Here is a 15,950-nt window from a genome sequence, read left to right as displayed (position 1 = left end):
ATCTGAAACTCACTCGAACGAGTGAGTTGGATCGGCCGGGGGGAATCCGCCGCAACCCGGCGTCGGCCGACCGCGAGAACGAGGAATGGGGCAGGGCATGGGACGCCATCGACGATCCGGCACCGGGACCACGGGGCCGGAGTCGTACGAAACGAGGGGCACCGCGTCGTACCAGCGGCCGCAGGCCTACGCGGCGACCGCAGCCCGCAGCACGGACTACCTGTACGCCACCGACGACGAGCGCCGGGCCCTGGAGGCCGACTTCGCCGCGACGGTCGGCTCGAAGCAGCGCGGCCACCGGCGCGCCAGGAAGGCCGCCACCCCGGTACGTACGGGCCTGCTGGGCGTCTCCGCCGCCGTCGCCCTCGGCACGGCGGCCGTCGCCACCGGCGCGGTGCCCGGTCTGCAGAACTACCGGCTCGGCGGCGGCACCAGCAGCGGTCCCGGCGAGACCGTGCAGGCGGTCGGCGCCCCCGGCAACGCGGCCAGCGAGCAGGGCGGTGCCTCCGGCAGCGCGGACAGCCCGAGCGCCCCCGGCTCCCCCTCCACCGGCGGCCGGCAGAGCACGACCCCGGCGTCCCCGGCCCCGTCCGCCCCCGCGTCGGCCCCCACCTCGCAGGCCCCGGCACCCGCCAAGCCGGCCCCGTCCAAGCCGGCCGCGGACCCCAAGCCCGACCCCGAGCCGACCGAGTCGCAGACCAAGGCTCCGGCCCCCGAGCCGAAGGCCCCCGAGACCTCCGCGCCGGTCACGGTGTCCGCGCAGGCGGCCGCCGAGGCGGAGGTACTGCGGCTGGTCAACGTCGAGCGGGCGAAGGTCGGTTGCACCCCGGTCGCGGCCAACTCGGCGCTCACCGGGCTCGCCGAGGCGTTCAGCGGCGACATGGCCGCCCGCGACTTCTTCGACCACACCGACCCCGACGGCGCCACCCCCTGGGACCGCGCCGCCAAGGCCGGGATAACGGGCCTCGGCGGCGAGAACATAGCCCGCGGCCAGTCCGACGCCGCCGCCGTCATGGACGCCTGGATGAAGAGCCCCGGCCACCGGGCCAACATCCTCAACTGCGACTTCAAGACCCTCGGCGTGGGCGTCCACCTGGCCCCCGGCGGCCCTTGGTGGACGCAGGACTTCGGCTACTGACAAAGCCGCAGGTCACGCGGGGGTGGTCGCGGACGGCCGGGAGCAGCTGGCGGGTCGCCTGCGGCAACCGCCGCGCCTCTCGCTGCCCGGCCTGCGCACGGACTTACGCCGGGGACACCTACCACCTGACCCGCATCGTGCGGAGGCGGCGAGGCGGTGGGATCTGAACCCACGGTGACATCGCTGCCGCGACGGTTTTCACGATTGCTCACGCGGCGCGGTCGGTCCCTGACTTCCGCGCTTCCACGACACCGTGCCCGATGTCCGCCTCCGATGAGAAGGCGCCAGCCGGAGGAGCAAGGCATCCTCGCCAGGGACCGCCGCGGTCCAGAAGATACCGGCTGCCGAGGGTCAGCCCCCGGCGGGGGGGGCCGACGCTGGGCCGTCTCTGGCCCGTCCGAGGGTGGCACATCCACTAACCCATAGTTAGTGCAACCTGGTGGTTAGCGCATGCCTCGCCTACCCTGGCGGTATGAGCGGGAGCATTCAGGAGTCGGCGGGCGCGGAGTGCGGGTTCGACGTGTACGCCAGGGCCTGTCCGTCGCGGGGGACGCTGGAGCATGTGACCGGCCGGTGGGGCGGGCTGGCGCTGGGGGCGTTGTACGAGGGGTCCTTGCGGTTCAACGAGCTGCGGCGGCGGGTGGACGGGGTCAGCGAGAAGATGCTGTCCCAGACGCTCCAGGCGCTGGAGCGGGACGGGCTGGTGCACCGGGAGGCGCAGCCGGTCAATCCGCCCCGCGTGGACTACCGGCTCACCGACCTGGGCCGCCGGGTCGCGGAGCGGCTGCTCGCGCTCATCCACTGCGTGGAGGGCGCCATGGACGAGGTTCTCGCCGCCCGCTCCCGCTACGACGAGACGCGTGGCGCCCGCTGACACTTGGGGCAGAAGTAGCTGGACCGGTTCATCCACGGGCGCCGCAGCATCGGCGTACCGCAGCGGCGGCAGGGCAGGCCCTCGCGGCCGTAGGCGTCCAGGGAGCGGTCGAAGTAGCCGGACTCCCCGTTGACGTTGACGTACAGGCTGTCGAAGCTGGTGCCGCCGACCGCGAGGGCCGCGTTCATCACGTCCCGTACGTGGCCGAGGAGTTCGGCGGTGACCGGACGGGTGAAGGTGGCCGTGGGCCGCTCGTAGTGCAGGCGGGAGCGCCACAGCGCCTCGTCCGCGTAGATGTTGCCGACGCCGCTGATCAGCGACTGGTCCAGCAGGGCCCGCTTGATCGTCGTGCGCTTGCGCCGCAGGGCCTGGTGGAACACCTCGTCGTCGAAGACCGGGTCCAGCGGGTCGCGCGCGATGTGCGCGATCACGTCGGGCAGGCCCTCGGCGGTGTTGTCGTGCAGTGAGAGCCCGCCGAAGGTGCGCTGGTCCACGAAACGCAGCTCGGTGTCCAGCTCGTCGGCGAACCGGACCCGTACCCGCAGGTGCTTCTCGTCCGGCGCCGCGTGCGGCTGCACCAGCAGCTGCCCGCTCATCCCGAGGTGGGCGAGGACGGACTGCCCGGTGTCCGCGAGCGGCAGCCACAGGTACTTGCCGCGCCGGCTGGGCGTCCCGAACCGGTGCCCCTTCAGCCGGTGCGCGAAGTCGTCGGCCCCCGCCAGGTGCCGGCGCACCGCGCGCGGATGCAGCACCTCGGCCTCGGCGACGGTGCGCCCGCCGACCCACCGCTCCAGCCCCCGCCGGACAACCTCGACCTCGGGCAACTCGGGCATCGACAACCCCCTGTGGGAACCGTTGGGAAGAACCGAGCGCCCGCCCCCGACGGACGGGGACGGGCGCTCGGGATGTGCTCGGTCAGGCGGTGGCGGACGACGGTGCGTCGTCCGGGGCGGCCTCGGCCTCGACGGCCTTCGCCGCCTTGGCGCGCTCGTCCGCGGCGGCCTTGATGGCCCGCCAGGCGGACTCGGCGGCCTGCTGCTCCGCCTCCTTCTTGCTGCGGCCGGTGCCGGTGCCGTACGAGACGCCCCCGACGCGGGCAGCAGCAGTGAAGGTCTTCTCGTGGTCGGGACCGGTCTCCGTGACCAGGTACTCGGGCACGCCGAGCCCCTCGATCGCGGTGAGCTCCTGGAGACTGGTCTTCCAGTCCAGGCCGGCTCCGAGGTTCGAGGACTTCTCGATCAGCGGGTCGAAGAGCCGGTGGACCAGCTCGGACGCCGCGTCGAGGCCCTGATCGAGATAGACCGCGCCGATCACCGCTTCCAGGGTGTCGGCGAGGATGGACGCCTTGTCCCGGCCGCCCGTGCCCTCTTCACCACGGCCGAGCCGGATGAAGGAACCCAGGTCGAGGCCACGGCCGACCTCCGCCAGCGCACGTGAGTTGACCACCGCGGCCCGCAGCTTGGCCAGCTGGCCTTCGGGCAGGTCGGGGTGGATGCGGTACAGCGTGTCCGTGACGACGAGACCGAGCACGGAGTCCCCGAGGAACTCCAGCCGCTCGTTCGTCGGCAGGCCGCCGTTCTCGTACGCGTAGGAACGGTGGGTCAGCGCACGCACCAGAAGGGCGGACTCGACGTGATAGCCGAGCCGCCCTTCCAGAAGCGTGTGGGACGAGGCCATGTTCTCCGCCTTGCCGTTCCCGCGTCGGCGGGAAGCGTTGGCTTCGGCGTCTTCCACCTTCTTGGCAGTGGACACAGTGCCTCTCACCGGCCGCTCAGACCTCGAGGACCTGGCGCTTGTTGTAGGTGCCGCAAGACGGGCACGCGATGTGCTGCTGCTTGGGCTCGTGGCAGCGCTCGCACGCAACCAGGGTGGGGACCGCAGCCTTCCACTGCGACCGGCGGTGGCGCGTGTTGCTGCGCGACATCTTCCGCTTCGGAACAGCCACGGCTACTTCTCCTGCTTCTCGTCGGCACGTGCGGATCGAGGCACGTCGCCGCTCATCTCGTCCTTCTCGCCGTCCGACATGGTGTCGGCGAGTCCCTGCAATGCCGCCCAACGGATGTCGACGGCGTCGTGGTGGTGGTCCGGGTCGTCCGTGAGCCGCGCTCCACATTCGGAACACAGGCCCTGACAGTCGTCCTGGCACACCGGCTGCATCGGCAGTGCGAGCACCACCGCATCCCGCAGCAGCGGTTCGAGGTCGATCAAGCCGTCCTCGATGTACTGCCTGTCCTCGTCATCCTCGGCGTCGTCGCCCGGTTCCGCGATCACGCGGCCACGGTCGTCGGCGTCAGGGTACGAGAACATTTCCTGGAAGTCCGCTTCGAGCTCCAGCCCGACCGGCTCCAGACACCTTACGCACTCCCCCTTGGCCGATGCACGGGCGGTGCCTGTGACAAGCACCCCTTCCATGACCGACTCCAGGCGGAGGTCCAGCTCGAGCGGAGCGCCTTCCGGCACTCCGACGACACCCTCGATACCGAGGTCCCGGGGGGCGTCGACCTCGCGGGTCAGGCGCTGCATCGCACCAGGCCGCCGGCCCAGCTCGTGGGTGTCGATCACGAGGGGGTTGCGGTGGTCGAGGCGTGCGTTGGAAGCCATTCCTGCTTTCGGTCCGGGCTAGGAGGGACGCGGCCCGACGGTGTTCCGGGCAGCGCGGATCGCGGGGATACACGCGACCGAACAGCCAGGATACTGGACCTTTCGCTCAGGGCCCAATCGGGTCCCCGAGCGGCTACAGCCCGCGGCCCTGTTCGTACGCGCGGAGCTGCTCCGCGCTGATCATGCCGGTGTCGAAGAGGCTGGTCTCGTCCAGCGCGTAGTCCTGCTGGTCCTGCCCCTGCGGCCGGCCCTGCTGCTGGTTCGGGTCGTAGGGCGCCTGCTGGGCGTCGTAGCCGTGGAAGGCGCCCTCGGCCTGCGGGGCGTAGCCGTTGGGGGCCGCGTACGGGTCCTGCTGGTAGCCGTACGCCTCCTGGGGGGCGTAGCCGGGCTGCGGGGGGTAGGCCGCCGGGTAGGCGTCGGGCTGCTGGTAGCCGTACGCCTCCTGCGGCTCGTACGCCGGTTCCCGGGCGGGCGCCGGGGCCGCGGGGGCGCGCTGCGCCGGGGCGGGCGGGACGTCGGCGAGGGCGGCGAGGTCGGCCAGGTAGTCGGCGTCGCTGGAGTGCTGGAAGGTCGTGGTGTCGTCCGCGAGGGCACTCAGGTCGTCGGTGGCGATCCGGCCGTGCAGCTTCTGCCGGCCGCGGTGGACGGCCTCCAGGGTCTTGGCGAGCACCGCTTCGAAGGCGCCGAGCTTGACGTCGACGTAGGCGTCCGCGTCGTGGCGCAGGGTCTCCGGGTCCTGGCTGCGCTCGGGGGCGTCCTCGTCCTCGTAGCCGTGCTCGTCCAGGCCGGGGCCGGTGCCGAGCAGCTTCTCCCGGCCGCGGCCGACCGAGCCGAGGGTCTTGGTGAGGACGACCTCGAAGTTGGCGAGCTTGGAGTCGACGTAGTCGTCGGCGTCCGCGCGGACCTGCTCGGCCTCGGCGCGGGCCTCGGCCAGGATGCGGTCGGCCTCGGCCTGGGAGTGGCGGGCGACCTCGGTGCCGGCGATCAGGCTGCCGCGCTCGGCGTGCGCGGTCTCGATGATCCGCTCGGCCTCCTGGCGGGCCTGCTCGACCATCTGCTCGCGGCCCCCGATCAGCTCCTGGGCCTGCTCGAGGGAGCCGGGCAGCGCCTGGCGGACCTCTTCGAGCAGCGCGAGCAGTTCCGCGCGGTTGACCACGCAGGAGGCCGACATGGGCATCGACCGGGCACCGGAGACCGCCGAGACGATCTCGTCGAGCTTCTTCTGGACGTCCACCTGGCTCGCCACTCTCTACTGCTGTGTTGGAGACGGACGGGACGACTGTACGGCCATGGGGCGGCGGTCGGACACCGGGTGACGCGTTGTCACCTCGTCCGGTCGCGCCCCCTGGGCGTCAGTCCTTCCGGAGCCGGTCGCCGAGCGCCGCGAGCACCTGCGGGGGCACCAGGTGGGAGACGTCGCCGCCCCAGGCCGCGACCTCCTTGACCAGGGAGGAGGAGAGGAAGCTGTAGGTGGGGTTGGTGGGCACGAACAGCGTCTCGACACCGGTGAGGCCGTTGTTCATCTGGGCCATCTGGAGCTCGTAGTCGAAGTCGCTCACCGCGCGCAGGCCCTTGACGATGGCGGGGATGTCGCGGTCCTTGCAGAAGTCGACGAGGAGGCCGTGGTGGGCCTCGACGCGGACGTTGGCGTACTCGGCGGTGACCTCGCGGATCAGGCCGATCCGCTCGTCGACGTCGAACAGGCCCTTCTTGGAGGTGTTGATCATCACCGCGACGAACACCTCGTCGTACAGGCGGGAGGCGCGGGCGATGATGTCGAGGTGTCCGTTGGTGATCGGGTCGAACGATCCGGGACAGACGGCGCGGCGCACGGGAGATCCCTCGCTCTCGGGTCCGGTCATCGTGCGTCTTCGCACGGTGAGGCGGCGCGACCGTACCAAAACGTTCCCTCGCCGTAGCGACGGGACCGGATCGGCTCGAACCCCTCCGGCCAGTGGAAGGTGCCCCCTCTGGTGCTGCGCTCCACGGTGACGAGGGCTTCGCCGGTCAGCCAGCCCCCGGAGCGGAGTGTGAGGAGGATCTCGCGGAGATCGTCGTCCGAGACGGCGTACGGGGGGTCGAGGAAGACCAGGTCGTAGGGGGCGGCGGGGGGTGCGGTACGGATGACTTGTTCCGCTTTGCCCGCCTTCACTTCGGCGCCGGGGAGGCCCAGGGCGCGGACGTTGTCGCGGATGGTTCGCGCGGCGCGGGCGTCGGCCTCCACGAGGAGGGCGTGCGCCGCGCCGCGGCTCAGTGCCTCCAGGCCGACCGCGCCGGAGCCGGCGTAGAGGTCCAGGACCCGTTCGCCGTTCAGGGGGGTTCCGAGGAGGGATTGCCAGGTGGAGAAGAGGGCTTCGCGTGCGCGGTCGGAAGTGGGGCGGGTTCCTGTGCCGGGCGGCACGGAGAGGCGCCGTCCGCCTGCCGTACCGGCGATCACGCGGGTCATGTGAGCGGTCCTTCTTCTTGGGGTTCTTCTATTTTCGCAGGTGGTGGGGTGTGTGGTGGTGCGCCGGCGGGTGCAGGCCGTCTTCGGCCTTCCCGCGCGGTCCCCTTGCGGGAAGGACGCTTCAGCCCTTTTCCAGGTACTGCTCTCTCTCCTCGTCCAACAGGGCCTCCAGGGCTGTACGCAGGCCGGGGAGGCGCTCCAGCTCCGGGTCCGCCGCCACCAACGCGGACGCTTCCTCTCGTGCCTCCGCGATGATCTCCTCGTCCTCGATCACCTCCAGGACGCGCAGGCTGGTGCGGGCGCCGGACTGGGCCTGGCCGAGGACGTCGCCCTCGCGGCGTTGTTCGAGGTCGATACGGGAGAGTTCGAAGCCGTCGAGGGTGGAGGCGACGGCGCCCAGGCGCTGGCGGGCCGGGCTCGCCTCGGGCATCTCGCTGACCAGGAGGCAGAGGCCGGGGGCCGAGCCGCGGCCGACGCGCCCGCGCAGCTGGTGGAGCTGGGAGACGCCGAAGCGGTCGGCGTCCATGATGACCATCGCGGTGGCGTTGGGGACGTTGACGCCGACCTCGATGACCGTGGTGGCGACCAGGACGTCCGTCTCGCCGGCGGCGAAGCGGCGCATCACGGCGTCCTTGTCGTCGGGGTGCATCCTGCCGTGCAGCACCTCGACCTTGAGGCCCTGGAGCGGGCCGCGGGCGAGCTGGTCGGCGATGTCGAGCACGGCGAGCGGGGGCCGTTTGTCGCCCTCGGCGGCCTTCTTCTCGGCGGCGCTCTCGTCCTCGTCGCCGATGCGGGGGCAGACGACGTAGGCCTGGTGGCCGTTCTCGGCCTCCTCGCGGACGCGTTCCCAGGCGCGGGCGAGGAAGTGGGGCTTGTCGGCGGCCGGGACGACATGGGTGGCGATCGGGGAGCGGCCGGCCGGGAGCTGGTCGAGGACCGAGGTCTCCAGGTCGCCGAAGACCGTCATCGCGACCGTGCGCGGGATCGGGGTGGCCGTCATGACGAGCAGGTGCGGGGGCTGCTTGCCCTTGCCGCGCAGGGCGTCGCGCTGCTCGACGCCGAAGCGGTGCTGTTCGTCCACGACGACCAGGCCGAGGTCGTGGAACTGGACCTTGTCCTCGATGAGCGCGTGGGTGCCGATGACGATCCCCGCCTCACCGGTGACGATGTCCAGCAGCGCCTGCCTGCGCGCGGCAGCCCCCATCGACCCGGTCAGCAGCACCACCTTGGTCCCGTGCTCCGACCCGCCCAGCATGCCCCCCTCGGCCAGCTCCCCCATCATCTCGGTGACCGACCGGTGATGCTGCTGAGCCAGCACCTCGGTGGGCGCGAGCATGGCCGCCTGCCCTCCGGCGTCGACCACGGCGAGCATGGCGCGCAGGGCCACCATGGTCTTCCCACTGCCCACCTCACCCTGGAGCAGCCGGTGCATCGGGTGGGAGGTGGCGAGGTCGGTGAAGATCTCGGCGGAGACGCGCTGCTGGCCCTCGGTGAGGGTGAAGGGGAGGCGGGCGTCGAAGGCGGTGAGGAGGCCGTCGTCGAGGGGGCGGCGCGGCACGGCGGGGAGCTGGGTGTCGGCGTAGCGGCGGCGGGCCAGGGCGACCTGGAGGACGAACGCCTCGTCCCACTTCAGGCGCGCGCGGGCGTCGGCGATGTCGGCCTTGGTGGCGGGGCGGTGGATCTTGACCAGGGCCTCGGGCAGCTCGACCAGGCCACGCCCCTCGCGCAGGGACCCGGGGAGCGGGTCGACGGCCTCCTGGACGCTGGGCAGCACGGTCTGCACCGCCTTGCCGATCTTCCAGGACTCCAGTTTGGCGGTGGCGGGGTAGATCGGGATCAGGGAGCCCGCCCAGCTCTCGGCGGCCTCGTCGCCGTCCTCGGCGTCCTTGTCGAGCAATGCGTATGCCGGGTGCGCGAGTTGGAGGCGGCGGTTGAAGACGGAGACCTTGCCGGAGAACATCGCGCGGGTGCCGGGCAGCAGTTCCTTGTGCGGTTTGTGCACGCCGTTGCCGAAGAAGACCAGTTGGAGGCGGCCGCTGCCGTCGGTGATGGTGACCTCGAGCCGCTGGCCCTTGCCCCGGGGGGCGCGCGAGGAGGCGAAGGTGTGCAGCCGGGCGTCGGCGACCTGGGCGACCACGGTGACGTGCTCGTCCATGGGCAGGTCGGCGAGGTGGGTGAGCTGGCCGCGCTCCTCGTATCTGCGGGGGTAGTGGTGCAGAAGGTCGCCGACGGTGTGCAGGCCGAGGTTCTCGGCCATCACCTTCGCGGTGGCGGGACCGAGCACCTTCTTCAGGGGTTCTCGCAGTGCGGGCACGAGATCCATTGCACACCACACCACCGACATCCCCGTACAGGTGACTCCGACCGGTCCCGGCGGGATCCCCGAAGTACCTGGTCAGCTCGGGCCTTCGCGCCTAGGATGACGCGCCTCCGGCCATCCCCCGCGGTCACCGCCCCCACGGCACCCGACCGCCCGACCCCGCGCCGCGCGAAGCTCCCCCACCGGCGCCGTGACGATGGACTCCCAGACCTCCCAGTCATCCCCGGCCCCCGAGGCCGCCCCTCCGCACACCTTCCAGGTCGACCTGCGCGGTCTGGTGGACCTGCTCTCCCAGCACCTGTACTCCAGTCCCAGGGTCTACCTGCGCGAGCTGCTCCAGAACGCCGTGGACGCGGTCACCGCCCGGCGGTCGGCGGAGCCCGGCGCCCCGGCGCGGGTGCGGCTGTTCCCGGACGGGCGGGGCGGGCTCAGGGTGGAGGACAGCGGCATCGGGCTCACCGAGGCGGACGTGCACACCCTGCTGGCGACCATCGGCCGCAGCTCCAAGCGGGCCGAGGGGCTCGAGGAGACCCGCTCCGGGTTCCTCGGCCGGTTCGGCATCGGTCTGCTGGCCTGCTTCGTGGTCGCCGAGCGCATCCGCGTGGTCAGCCGCAGCGCCCGTACGCCCGGCGCCCCGCCGGTGGAGTGGACGGCCGCGGACGACGGTTCGTACACCGTGCGCACCCTGCCGGACTCGGCCCGTCCGGAGCCGGGCACGACCGTGCACCTGGTGGCGCGGCCGGGTGCCGGCGAGTGGCTGGCGCCCGCGCGGGTGCGCACCCTGGCGCGGGACTTCGGCTCGCTGCTGCCGTACGACGTCCGGGTGGACGACGAGCCGGTCACCGACCTCCCCGCGCCCTGGGACCGCCCCTGGCCGAGCCGGGTGGAGCGGCGGGCGGGGCTGGAGGCGCACTGCCGGGAGCTGTTCGGCTTCACCCCGCTGGACGCGATCACGTTGGACGTGCCGCTGGCCGGGGTGCGCGGGGTGGCGTACGTCCTCCCCTCGGCGGTGAGCCCGGCGCAGCGGGCCACACACCGGGTGCACCTGAAGGGCATGCTGCTCACCGAGCGCGCCGAACAGCTCCTGCCCGACTGGGCGTTCTTCGTCCGCTGTGTGCTGGACACGGACTCGCTGCGGCCCACCGCCTCGCGTGAGGCGCTGTACGAGGACGAGACGCTGGCCGGGGTGCGCGAGGCGCTGGGCGAGCGGGTGCGGGACTGGCTGACGGGCCTCGCGGCGGGTGACCCGGAGCGGCTGTCGGCGTTCCTGGGCGTACACCATCTCGGGGTGCGGGCACTGGCCCGGCACGACGGCGGGATGCTGCGGGTCATGCTGCCGTGGCTGCCGTTCGAGACCAGTGACGGGGAGCTGTCGCTGGAGGAGTTCGCCCGACGGCACCCGGTGGTGCACTTCACCCGGAGTGTGGAGGAGTTCCGCCAGGTCGCGCCGATCGCCGCCGCGCAGGGCGTCGGGGTGGTGAACGGGGGCTACACCTACGACGCGGAGCTGGTGGAGGCGCTGCCGTCGGTGCGGCCGGGCACGGTGGTCGCGGAACTGGACGCGGACACGGTGACCGCGCATCTGGACTCGGTGGACCCCGCGGCGGAGCTGGCGTTCTCCGGCTTCCTGGCGGCCGCGCGGACCAGGCTCGATCCGCTGGACTGCGACGTGGTGCTGCGGGCGTTCCACCCGGTGTCGGTGCCCGCGCTGCATCTGGACGACCGGTCGGCGCGGCACGAGCGGGCGCGGGCGGACGCGGAGGAGCGGGCCGACGACCTGTGGGCGGGCATCCTGGGCTCGCTGCGCGGCACCGCGCCACGCGCCCGGCTGGTGCTGAACCACCTCAACCCGCTGGTGAGGCGGGTCGGTTCGCTGACCGACCCGGAGCTGACGGGCACGGCGGCCGAGGCGCTGTACGGGCAGGCGCTGCTGCTGGCGCACCGCCCGCTGCGGCCGGCCGACTCGGCGCTCGTGAACCGGGCGTTCGCCGGACTGCTGGAGCGGGCGACGCTCAAAGAGGGCGAGGGACGATGAGCCGGATCAGGGACTTCGAGGCGCTGCGCGAGGCCATGGCGGAGAACGCGGAGCGGCCGGAGGGCCCGGCGCGCAACGCGCGCGCGGAGGAACTCCTCACCGAGGCCGAGAAGCTGGACATCCCGCTCGCGGTGATCGAGGCGCTCGGCCATCAGGTGAAGGTCTACAGCTACAGCTCGGAGAAGGACCGGGTCTTCGTGCCGTTCGCACGGCTGCTGCGGATGTGGGACGAGCGTCCCGACGACTTCGACGCCGACGAGGCGCACGCGCTGCACTGGGCGTTCAAGTGGGTGACCGCGGGCATGCTGGGCCAGCCGCACATCCCGCTGGCGTCGGTGGAGAACTGGCTCGGCGAGATGGAGCGCCGTTACCGGCTCGCCGGGTACTCCGAACGGGCGGTCCGCGCGGCCGAGTTCGGCATCGCCTCGCACATCGGGGACCGGGCGCGGGCGGAGCGGGCGTACCGCGCGTGGCTGGCCGCCGACCGGGACGACATGGCCGACTGCCACGCCTGCGAGCTGGGCGGGCAGGGCGGCTGGCAGGCGGGGTCGGGGCGGGACGCGGAGGCGCTGGAGCTGTGGGCGCCGGTGCTGGAGGGCGAGTTCACCTGTGCGCACGAGCCGCACGGAGTACTGGCCCGCTCACTGGTGCCGCTGCTGCGGCTGGGCCGGGTGGAGGAGGCGCGCGCCCATCATCTGCGGGGCATCCGGCTGGTGCGGCCCATGGAGAGCATGCGGGACGCGTACGCCGCCCATGTGGAGTTCTGCGCGCTGAGCGGGAACGAGGAACGCGCGCTGGAGCTGCTGGCGGAGCGGCCCGCGTACTTCACGGACACCGGGCATCCGCGCAGCCTGCTGGAGTTCCTGGCCGTGGTGACGCTGGTGATGGACCGGCTGACCGCGCTGGGCCTGGGCGGCCGGGAGGTGCCGGGTCCGGCCGGGCGGACGTGGACGGCGCGGGAGCTGGCCGGGCACGCGCGCGGGGCGGCGCTGGAGCTGGCGGCGCGGTTCGACGCGCGCAACGGCACCTCGCACCTCGGTGACCTGACCCGCGCCACGATGGCGGCGAAGCCCTTGGTGGAGCGCCTCCCGCTGGGCGTGCGGACGGCTCCGGCACCGCCTGCCGCGCCCGCGGAGGTCCCGGCCGAGGAGCCGGCGGTGCCCGAGCTGCTGGCGCGGGCGCGGCGGCTCTCGGAGACCCTCCAGCCGGACGCCCCGCAGGCATGGGCGGCCCTCGCCCTGGCCGCCGACGCCGCCGACCTCGACGCACGCGCGCGTGCCGAGCTGGCCGACAACGAGGCGATGGTCCACGGCCCCGACGGCATTCCGCTCTTCGAGGAGGCCGCCGCGCTGTACGCGCAAGCGGGCGACCCCGGCGAGGCCCTCGCCGCACGCGCGCGTGGAGCGTACGTACGCGCCCTGACCGGTGACACGGAGGCGGCCCGCAGGACGGTCGACGGGCTGTACGACGAGGTCCTCGCGCTGTACGCCGAGGAGGCGACCGGCCCCCGGCAGACGGCCGGAGTGCTGATCAGCCGGGCCCGCGTACTGATGCGCCGCGTGCACGAGGGCGCCCCGGCGCGGGAGGCGGAGCGGGCCGCGCGGGAGGTGCTGGCGTTCGTCGGCGGCCGTACCGGGGACGACGTACGGCTGGTGGCGCGCGGGGCGGAGGCGCGGGCCATGCTGGCGGAACTGGCCGAGCTGGGCGGGGACCTGGCGCGCGCGGCCGACCTGTTCCGGCGGGCGGCGGCCGAGTACACGGGCGCCGGGCTGCCCTGGTTCGCCGTGGAGTACGAGGCGCGGGTGGGCGCGCTGTCCCAGCACCTCGGGGAGCCGGCCGAGGCCGAGCGGGCGCTGCGGTCGGCGCTGGAGCACGGCGGGGCGTGCCTGGAGCCGACCGGGCGGGCCCAGCTCCATCTTCAGCTCGCGGAGCTGATCGGGGCGCGGGGCGGCACCGAGGAGGCGGCCGGGCATGCCCTCCAGGCCGCGCACTGGGCGGACGAGGCGGGCGAGAGCGGCACCTTCGGCGCCTGGGGGCGGCACCTGCTGGGCGGGCTGCTGCTGCGCCAGGGGCGCTGGACGGAGGCGGCCGAGGTGCTGGAGTCGGCGCTCGAGGAGCTGTCGGCCGAGGTGCACGGGGACGGCGCGCTGGTGCAGACCCGCTGGTGGCTCGGGGACTGCCTGAGCGAGCTGGGCGAGCACCGCCAGGCGGCCGAGCACCGGCTGCTGGCGGCCGGCATCGCCGAGCACTGGCCGGAGCAGGAGGACCACGCCACGCTGGCCCACCTGGCCGGGGAGTCCCTGGCCGAGGCGGACCTCCCAGCGGAGGCGGACCGGGCGTACGTACGGGCGGGCGAGCTGTGGGAGGCGCTGGGGAACCCGTACTTCACCGTGCGCGCGCTGCGGGCCCGCGCCTGGCTGGCGCCCCGGCTGGAGGCGGGGGTGCCGGGCGCGAGGGCGCTGATGGCGCGGGCGTCACGGGTGTGCGGCAAGGCGCTGGCGGGGGCGGACGACCCCCTTGAGGAGGCCCGGCTGACCACCGAACTCGCGCACACGCACCGCCAGTTCGGCGAACTGCTGGCCACGGTGGCACAGGAGCGGGAGGAGGCGGTGGCGGAGCTGGAGCGTGCGGCCGCGCTGTTCGCCGCTCTCGGCGCGGACGGCCTGCACGGCCGCACCGGCGCCGAACTGGCCGCCGCCGCGCTGGAGGCCGAGCTGGGGCGCACGGCCGAGGCGCGGGCACGCGCGCGTGCCGTCCTCGCGGCCTACGAGGGCGCCGACGCCGCGGACGAAACGGTCCGCCTCCGGCGCGGGGCGGCGTCCCGCCTGCTGAACGGAGAGTGACCCGGGCCTCTCACTCCACGCCGATGAGCAGCGGCGCGCCCTGCCGGCCGCCCCGGTAGACCACGGTGTCGACGGCGAGGTAGGACTCCCGGACGCGGGCTTCGAGGCGGTCGGCGACCGCCTCGGGGGCGTCGTCGCCGACGACCAGGGTGACCAGCTCGCCGCCCGCCTGGAGCATGCGGTCGAGCACGGTCTCCGCGGTGCCGGTGAGATCGGGGCCGATCACGGCGACGTCGCCGTCGATCAGCCCGAGCACGTCCCCGGCCTGGCAGATCCCGGCCGTGGTCCACGACTGGCGCTCGGCGACGAGCACCTCGGCGTACCGGGTGGCACCGGCGGCCGAGGTCATCTGGACCACATCCTCGTCGAACCGGCGCTCCGGTTCGTGCACGGCCAGCGCGGCGATGCCCTGGACCGCCGAGCGGGTCGGGATCAGGGCGACCCGGACGCCCTCGGCGCGTACCTGCTCGGCGGCCGCGGCGGCCGTGTGGCGCAGTTCGGCGTCGTTGGGCAGCAGGACGACCTCACGGGCGTGCGCCCGCCGGAGCGCCTGGGCCAGCTCCCCGCTGGCGGGGGGCTCGCCGGGGCGGGCGAGGACGGTGGTGGCGCCCGCCTCGGCGTACAGCCCGGCCAGCCCCTCGCCGGGGACCACGGCGACGACGGCCCGCTGCGCCGGTTCGCGCGGCGGCCGCTCCCCGCCCGTGTGGACGTCCCCGGCGGCGAAGTGGGTGATCCTGATCCGGTGCGGCCGCCCGGCCTCGACACCGGCCTCGACGGCGGCGCCGGCGTCGTCCACGTGCACATGGACGTTCCACAGCCCGTCGCCGCCGACCACGACCAGGGAGTCGCCGAGGGTGTCGAGCCGTTCCCGGAGCCGGGCCACGGCCGCGTCGCCGGCCTCCAGCAGGTAGATGACCTCGTAGGCGGGCCCGCCCTCCCCTGTGTGCTCGGGGGTCTCCGGGCAGACGTCGGTCCCGGCCGACCCGGCGTACGTCGCCTCGGGCACCGTCTCCCCCGTGACCGCCTCCACCAGGGAGGCCAGCACGGTGACCAGACCGCGTCCGCCCGCGTCCACGACCCCGGCGCGGCCGAGCACGGCCAGTTGCCGGGGAGTGGCGGCCAGGGCCGCGCGCGCTCCCTCGTAGGCGGCCAGGACGACCGTCCCGCAGTCGCCCTCGGCTCCGTCGGCCGCGTCGGCGGCGGCCGAGGCGACGGTGAGCACGGTGCCCTCGACCGGGTGGGCGACGGCCTCGCGGGCGGCGTCGGCGGCCCGGCGCAGCGCCCGTCGCAGTGCGATGCCGTCGACGTGAGGCACGTCACCCGCGCCGTCGGCGGCGAGCACCTGGGCCATGCCGCGCAGGAGCTGGGCGAGGATCGTGCCGGAGTTGCCGCGGGCGCCGATCAGCGCGCCGTGGGCCATCGCGCGCAGGGCGTCCGCGAGCGAGGGGCCCTCGGCCCCGTGCTCGTACCCGGCGAAGACCGCCTCCACGGCCGCCGTCGCCGATTCCACGGTCAGATACAGGTTGGTACCGGTGTCCCCGTCGGCGACGGGATAGACGTTGATCGCGTCGATCTCCTCGCGCGCCCGCCCCAGCGAGCGCAGCGCCAGACCGCACCAGGTGCGCACCGCGAGAGCATCGAGGAATGTCTGCGGCACCTGCGCCACCTGCGCCTCCCTGTGGCTGGACGTGGG

The 15,950-nt window shown here is 73.6% G+C and carries 12 protein-coding genes and 2 pseudogenes; 5 read left to right on the top strand and 9 right to left on the bottom strand.

The window, feature by feature from the left end; genetic code table 11:
- The first annotated feature begins 97 nt into the window (after positions 1-97).
- The 3 genes and pseudogenes from EV284_RS10880 (at position 98) to EV284_RS10870 (ending at position 2,012) form a co-directional block, all read left to right on the top strand.
- A complete protein-coding gene (locus tag EV284_RS10880; protein ID WP_130332670.1) occupies positions 98-1,138 on the top strand; it encodes a CAP domain-containing protein in 1,041 nt (346 codons plus the stop codon).
- 50 nt (positions 1,139-1,188) lie between these two features.
- Positions 1,189-1,272 (top strand): annotated as a pseudogene (locus tag EV284_RS33680) (replication initiator); the annotation flags it as partial.
- Between the two features lie 338 nt (positions 1,273-1,610).
- A complete protein-coding gene (locus tag EV284_RS10870; protein ID WP_130332666.1) occupies positions 1,611-2,012 on the top strand; it encodes a helix-turn-helix domain-containing protein in 402 nt (133 codons plus the stop codon).
- On the opposite strand, the gene mutM is transcribed toward EV284_RS10870, so the two are convergent.
- The 8 genes and pseudogenes from mutM to recG form a co-directional block, all read right to left on the bottom strand.
- Positions 1,985-2,845 carry a bifunctional DNA-formamidopyrimidine glycosylase/DNA-(apurinic or apyrimidinic site) lyase gene (mutM, locus tag EV284_RS10865; protein ID WP_130332664.1) on the bottom strand — a complete coding sequence of 287 codons (861 nt, stop codon included), beginning with the start codon at positions 2,843-2,845 and terminating at the stop codon, positions 1,985-1,987. The genes EV284_RS10870 and mutM overlap by 28 nt on opposite strands.
- A gap of 82 nt (positions 2,846-2,927) precedes the next feature.
- Positions 2,928-3,776: a ribonuclease III gene (gene rnc / locus EV284_RS10860; RefSeq protein ID WP_207228994.1), complete on the bottom strand. Its 849-nt coding sequence runs from the start codon at positions 3,774-3,776 to the stop codon at positions 2,928-2,930.
- Between the two features lie 7 nt (positions 3,777-3,783).
- Positions 3,784-3,957: a 50S ribosomal protein L32 gene (gene rpmF, locus EV284_RS10855; RefSeq protein ID WP_003951102.1), complete on the bottom strand. Its 174-nt coding sequence runs from the start codon at positions 3,955-3,957 to the stop codon at positions 3,784-3,786.
- 2 nt (positions 3,958-3,959) lie between these two features.
- On the bottom strand, positions 3,960-4,613 hold the full coding sequence (locus EV284_RS10850; protein ID WP_086695411.1) for a DUF177 domain-containing protein: 654 nt from the start codon (positions 4,611-4,613) through the stop codon (positions 3,960-3,962).
- A 133-nt stretch (positions 4,614-4,746) separates the two neighbouring features.
- On the bottom strand, positions 4,747-5,847 hold the full coding sequence (locus EV284_RS10845) for a cell division initiation protein (protein ID WP_130333027.1): 1,101 nt from the start codon (positions 5,845-5,847) through the stop codon (positions 4,747-4,749).
- Positions 5,848-5,965: 118 nt separating this feature from the next.
- On the bottom strand, positions 5,966-6,445 hold the full coding sequence (gene coaD, locus EV284_RS10840) for a pantetheine-phosphate adenylyltransferase (protein WP_030808495.1): 480 nt from the start codon (positions 6,443-6,445) through the stop codon (positions 5,966-5,968).
- A 26-nt stretch (positions 6,446-6,471) separates the two neighbouring features.
- Positions 6,472-7,062: pseudogene (gene rsmD, locus EV284_RS10835) on the bottom strand (16S rRNA (guanine(966)-N(2))-methyltransferase RsmD); the annotation flags it as partial.
- 118 nt (positions 7,063-7,180) lie between these two features.
- Positions 7,181-9,382 (bottom strand): ATP-dependent DNA helicase RecG, encoded by a 2,202-nt coding sequence (gene recG / locus EV284_RS10830; protein ID WP_130332660.1) that lies wholly within the window; start codon positions 9,380-9,382, stop codon positions 7,181-7,183.
- Positions 9,383-9,575: 193 nt separating this feature from the next.
- Between recG and EV284_RS10825 the strand changes: the two genes are divergently transcribed.
- Positions 9,576-11,414 carry an HSP90 family protein gene (locus EV284_RS10825; RefSeq protein WP_130332658.1) on the top strand — a complete coding sequence of 613 codons (1,839 nt, stop codon included), beginning with the start codon at positions 9,576-9,578 and terminating at the stop codon, positions 11,412-11,414.
- A complete protein-coding gene (locus EV284_RS10820) occupies positions 11,411-14,257 on the top strand; it encodes a tetratricopeptide repeat protein (RefSeq protein ID WP_130332656.1) in 2,847 nt (948 codons plus the stop codon). The genes EV284_RS10825 and EV284_RS10820 overlap by 4 nt, the downstream gene beginning before the upstream one ends.
- A 10-nt stretch (positions 14,258-14,267) precedes the next feature.
- On the opposite strand, the gene EV284_RS10815 is transcribed toward EV284_RS10820, so the two are convergent.
- Positions 14,268-15,923 (bottom strand): DAK2 domain-containing protein, encoded by a 1,656-nt coding sequence (locus EV284_RS10815; RefSeq protein WP_130332654.1) that lies wholly within the window; start codon positions 15,921-15,923, stop codon positions 14,268-14,270.
- Between the last annotated feature and the right edge of the window lie 27 nt (positions 15,924-15,950).

Source organism: Streptomyces sp. BK022, assembly GCF_004217355.1.
In the GTDB taxonomy this organism is placed as follows: Bacteria; Actinomycetota; Actinomycetes; order Streptomycetales; family Streptomycetaceae; genus Streptomyces; species Streptomyces griseoluteus.
Note: the sequence above shows the minus strand (reverse complement) of the source record. Positions and strands in the feature narration are given on the sequence as shown.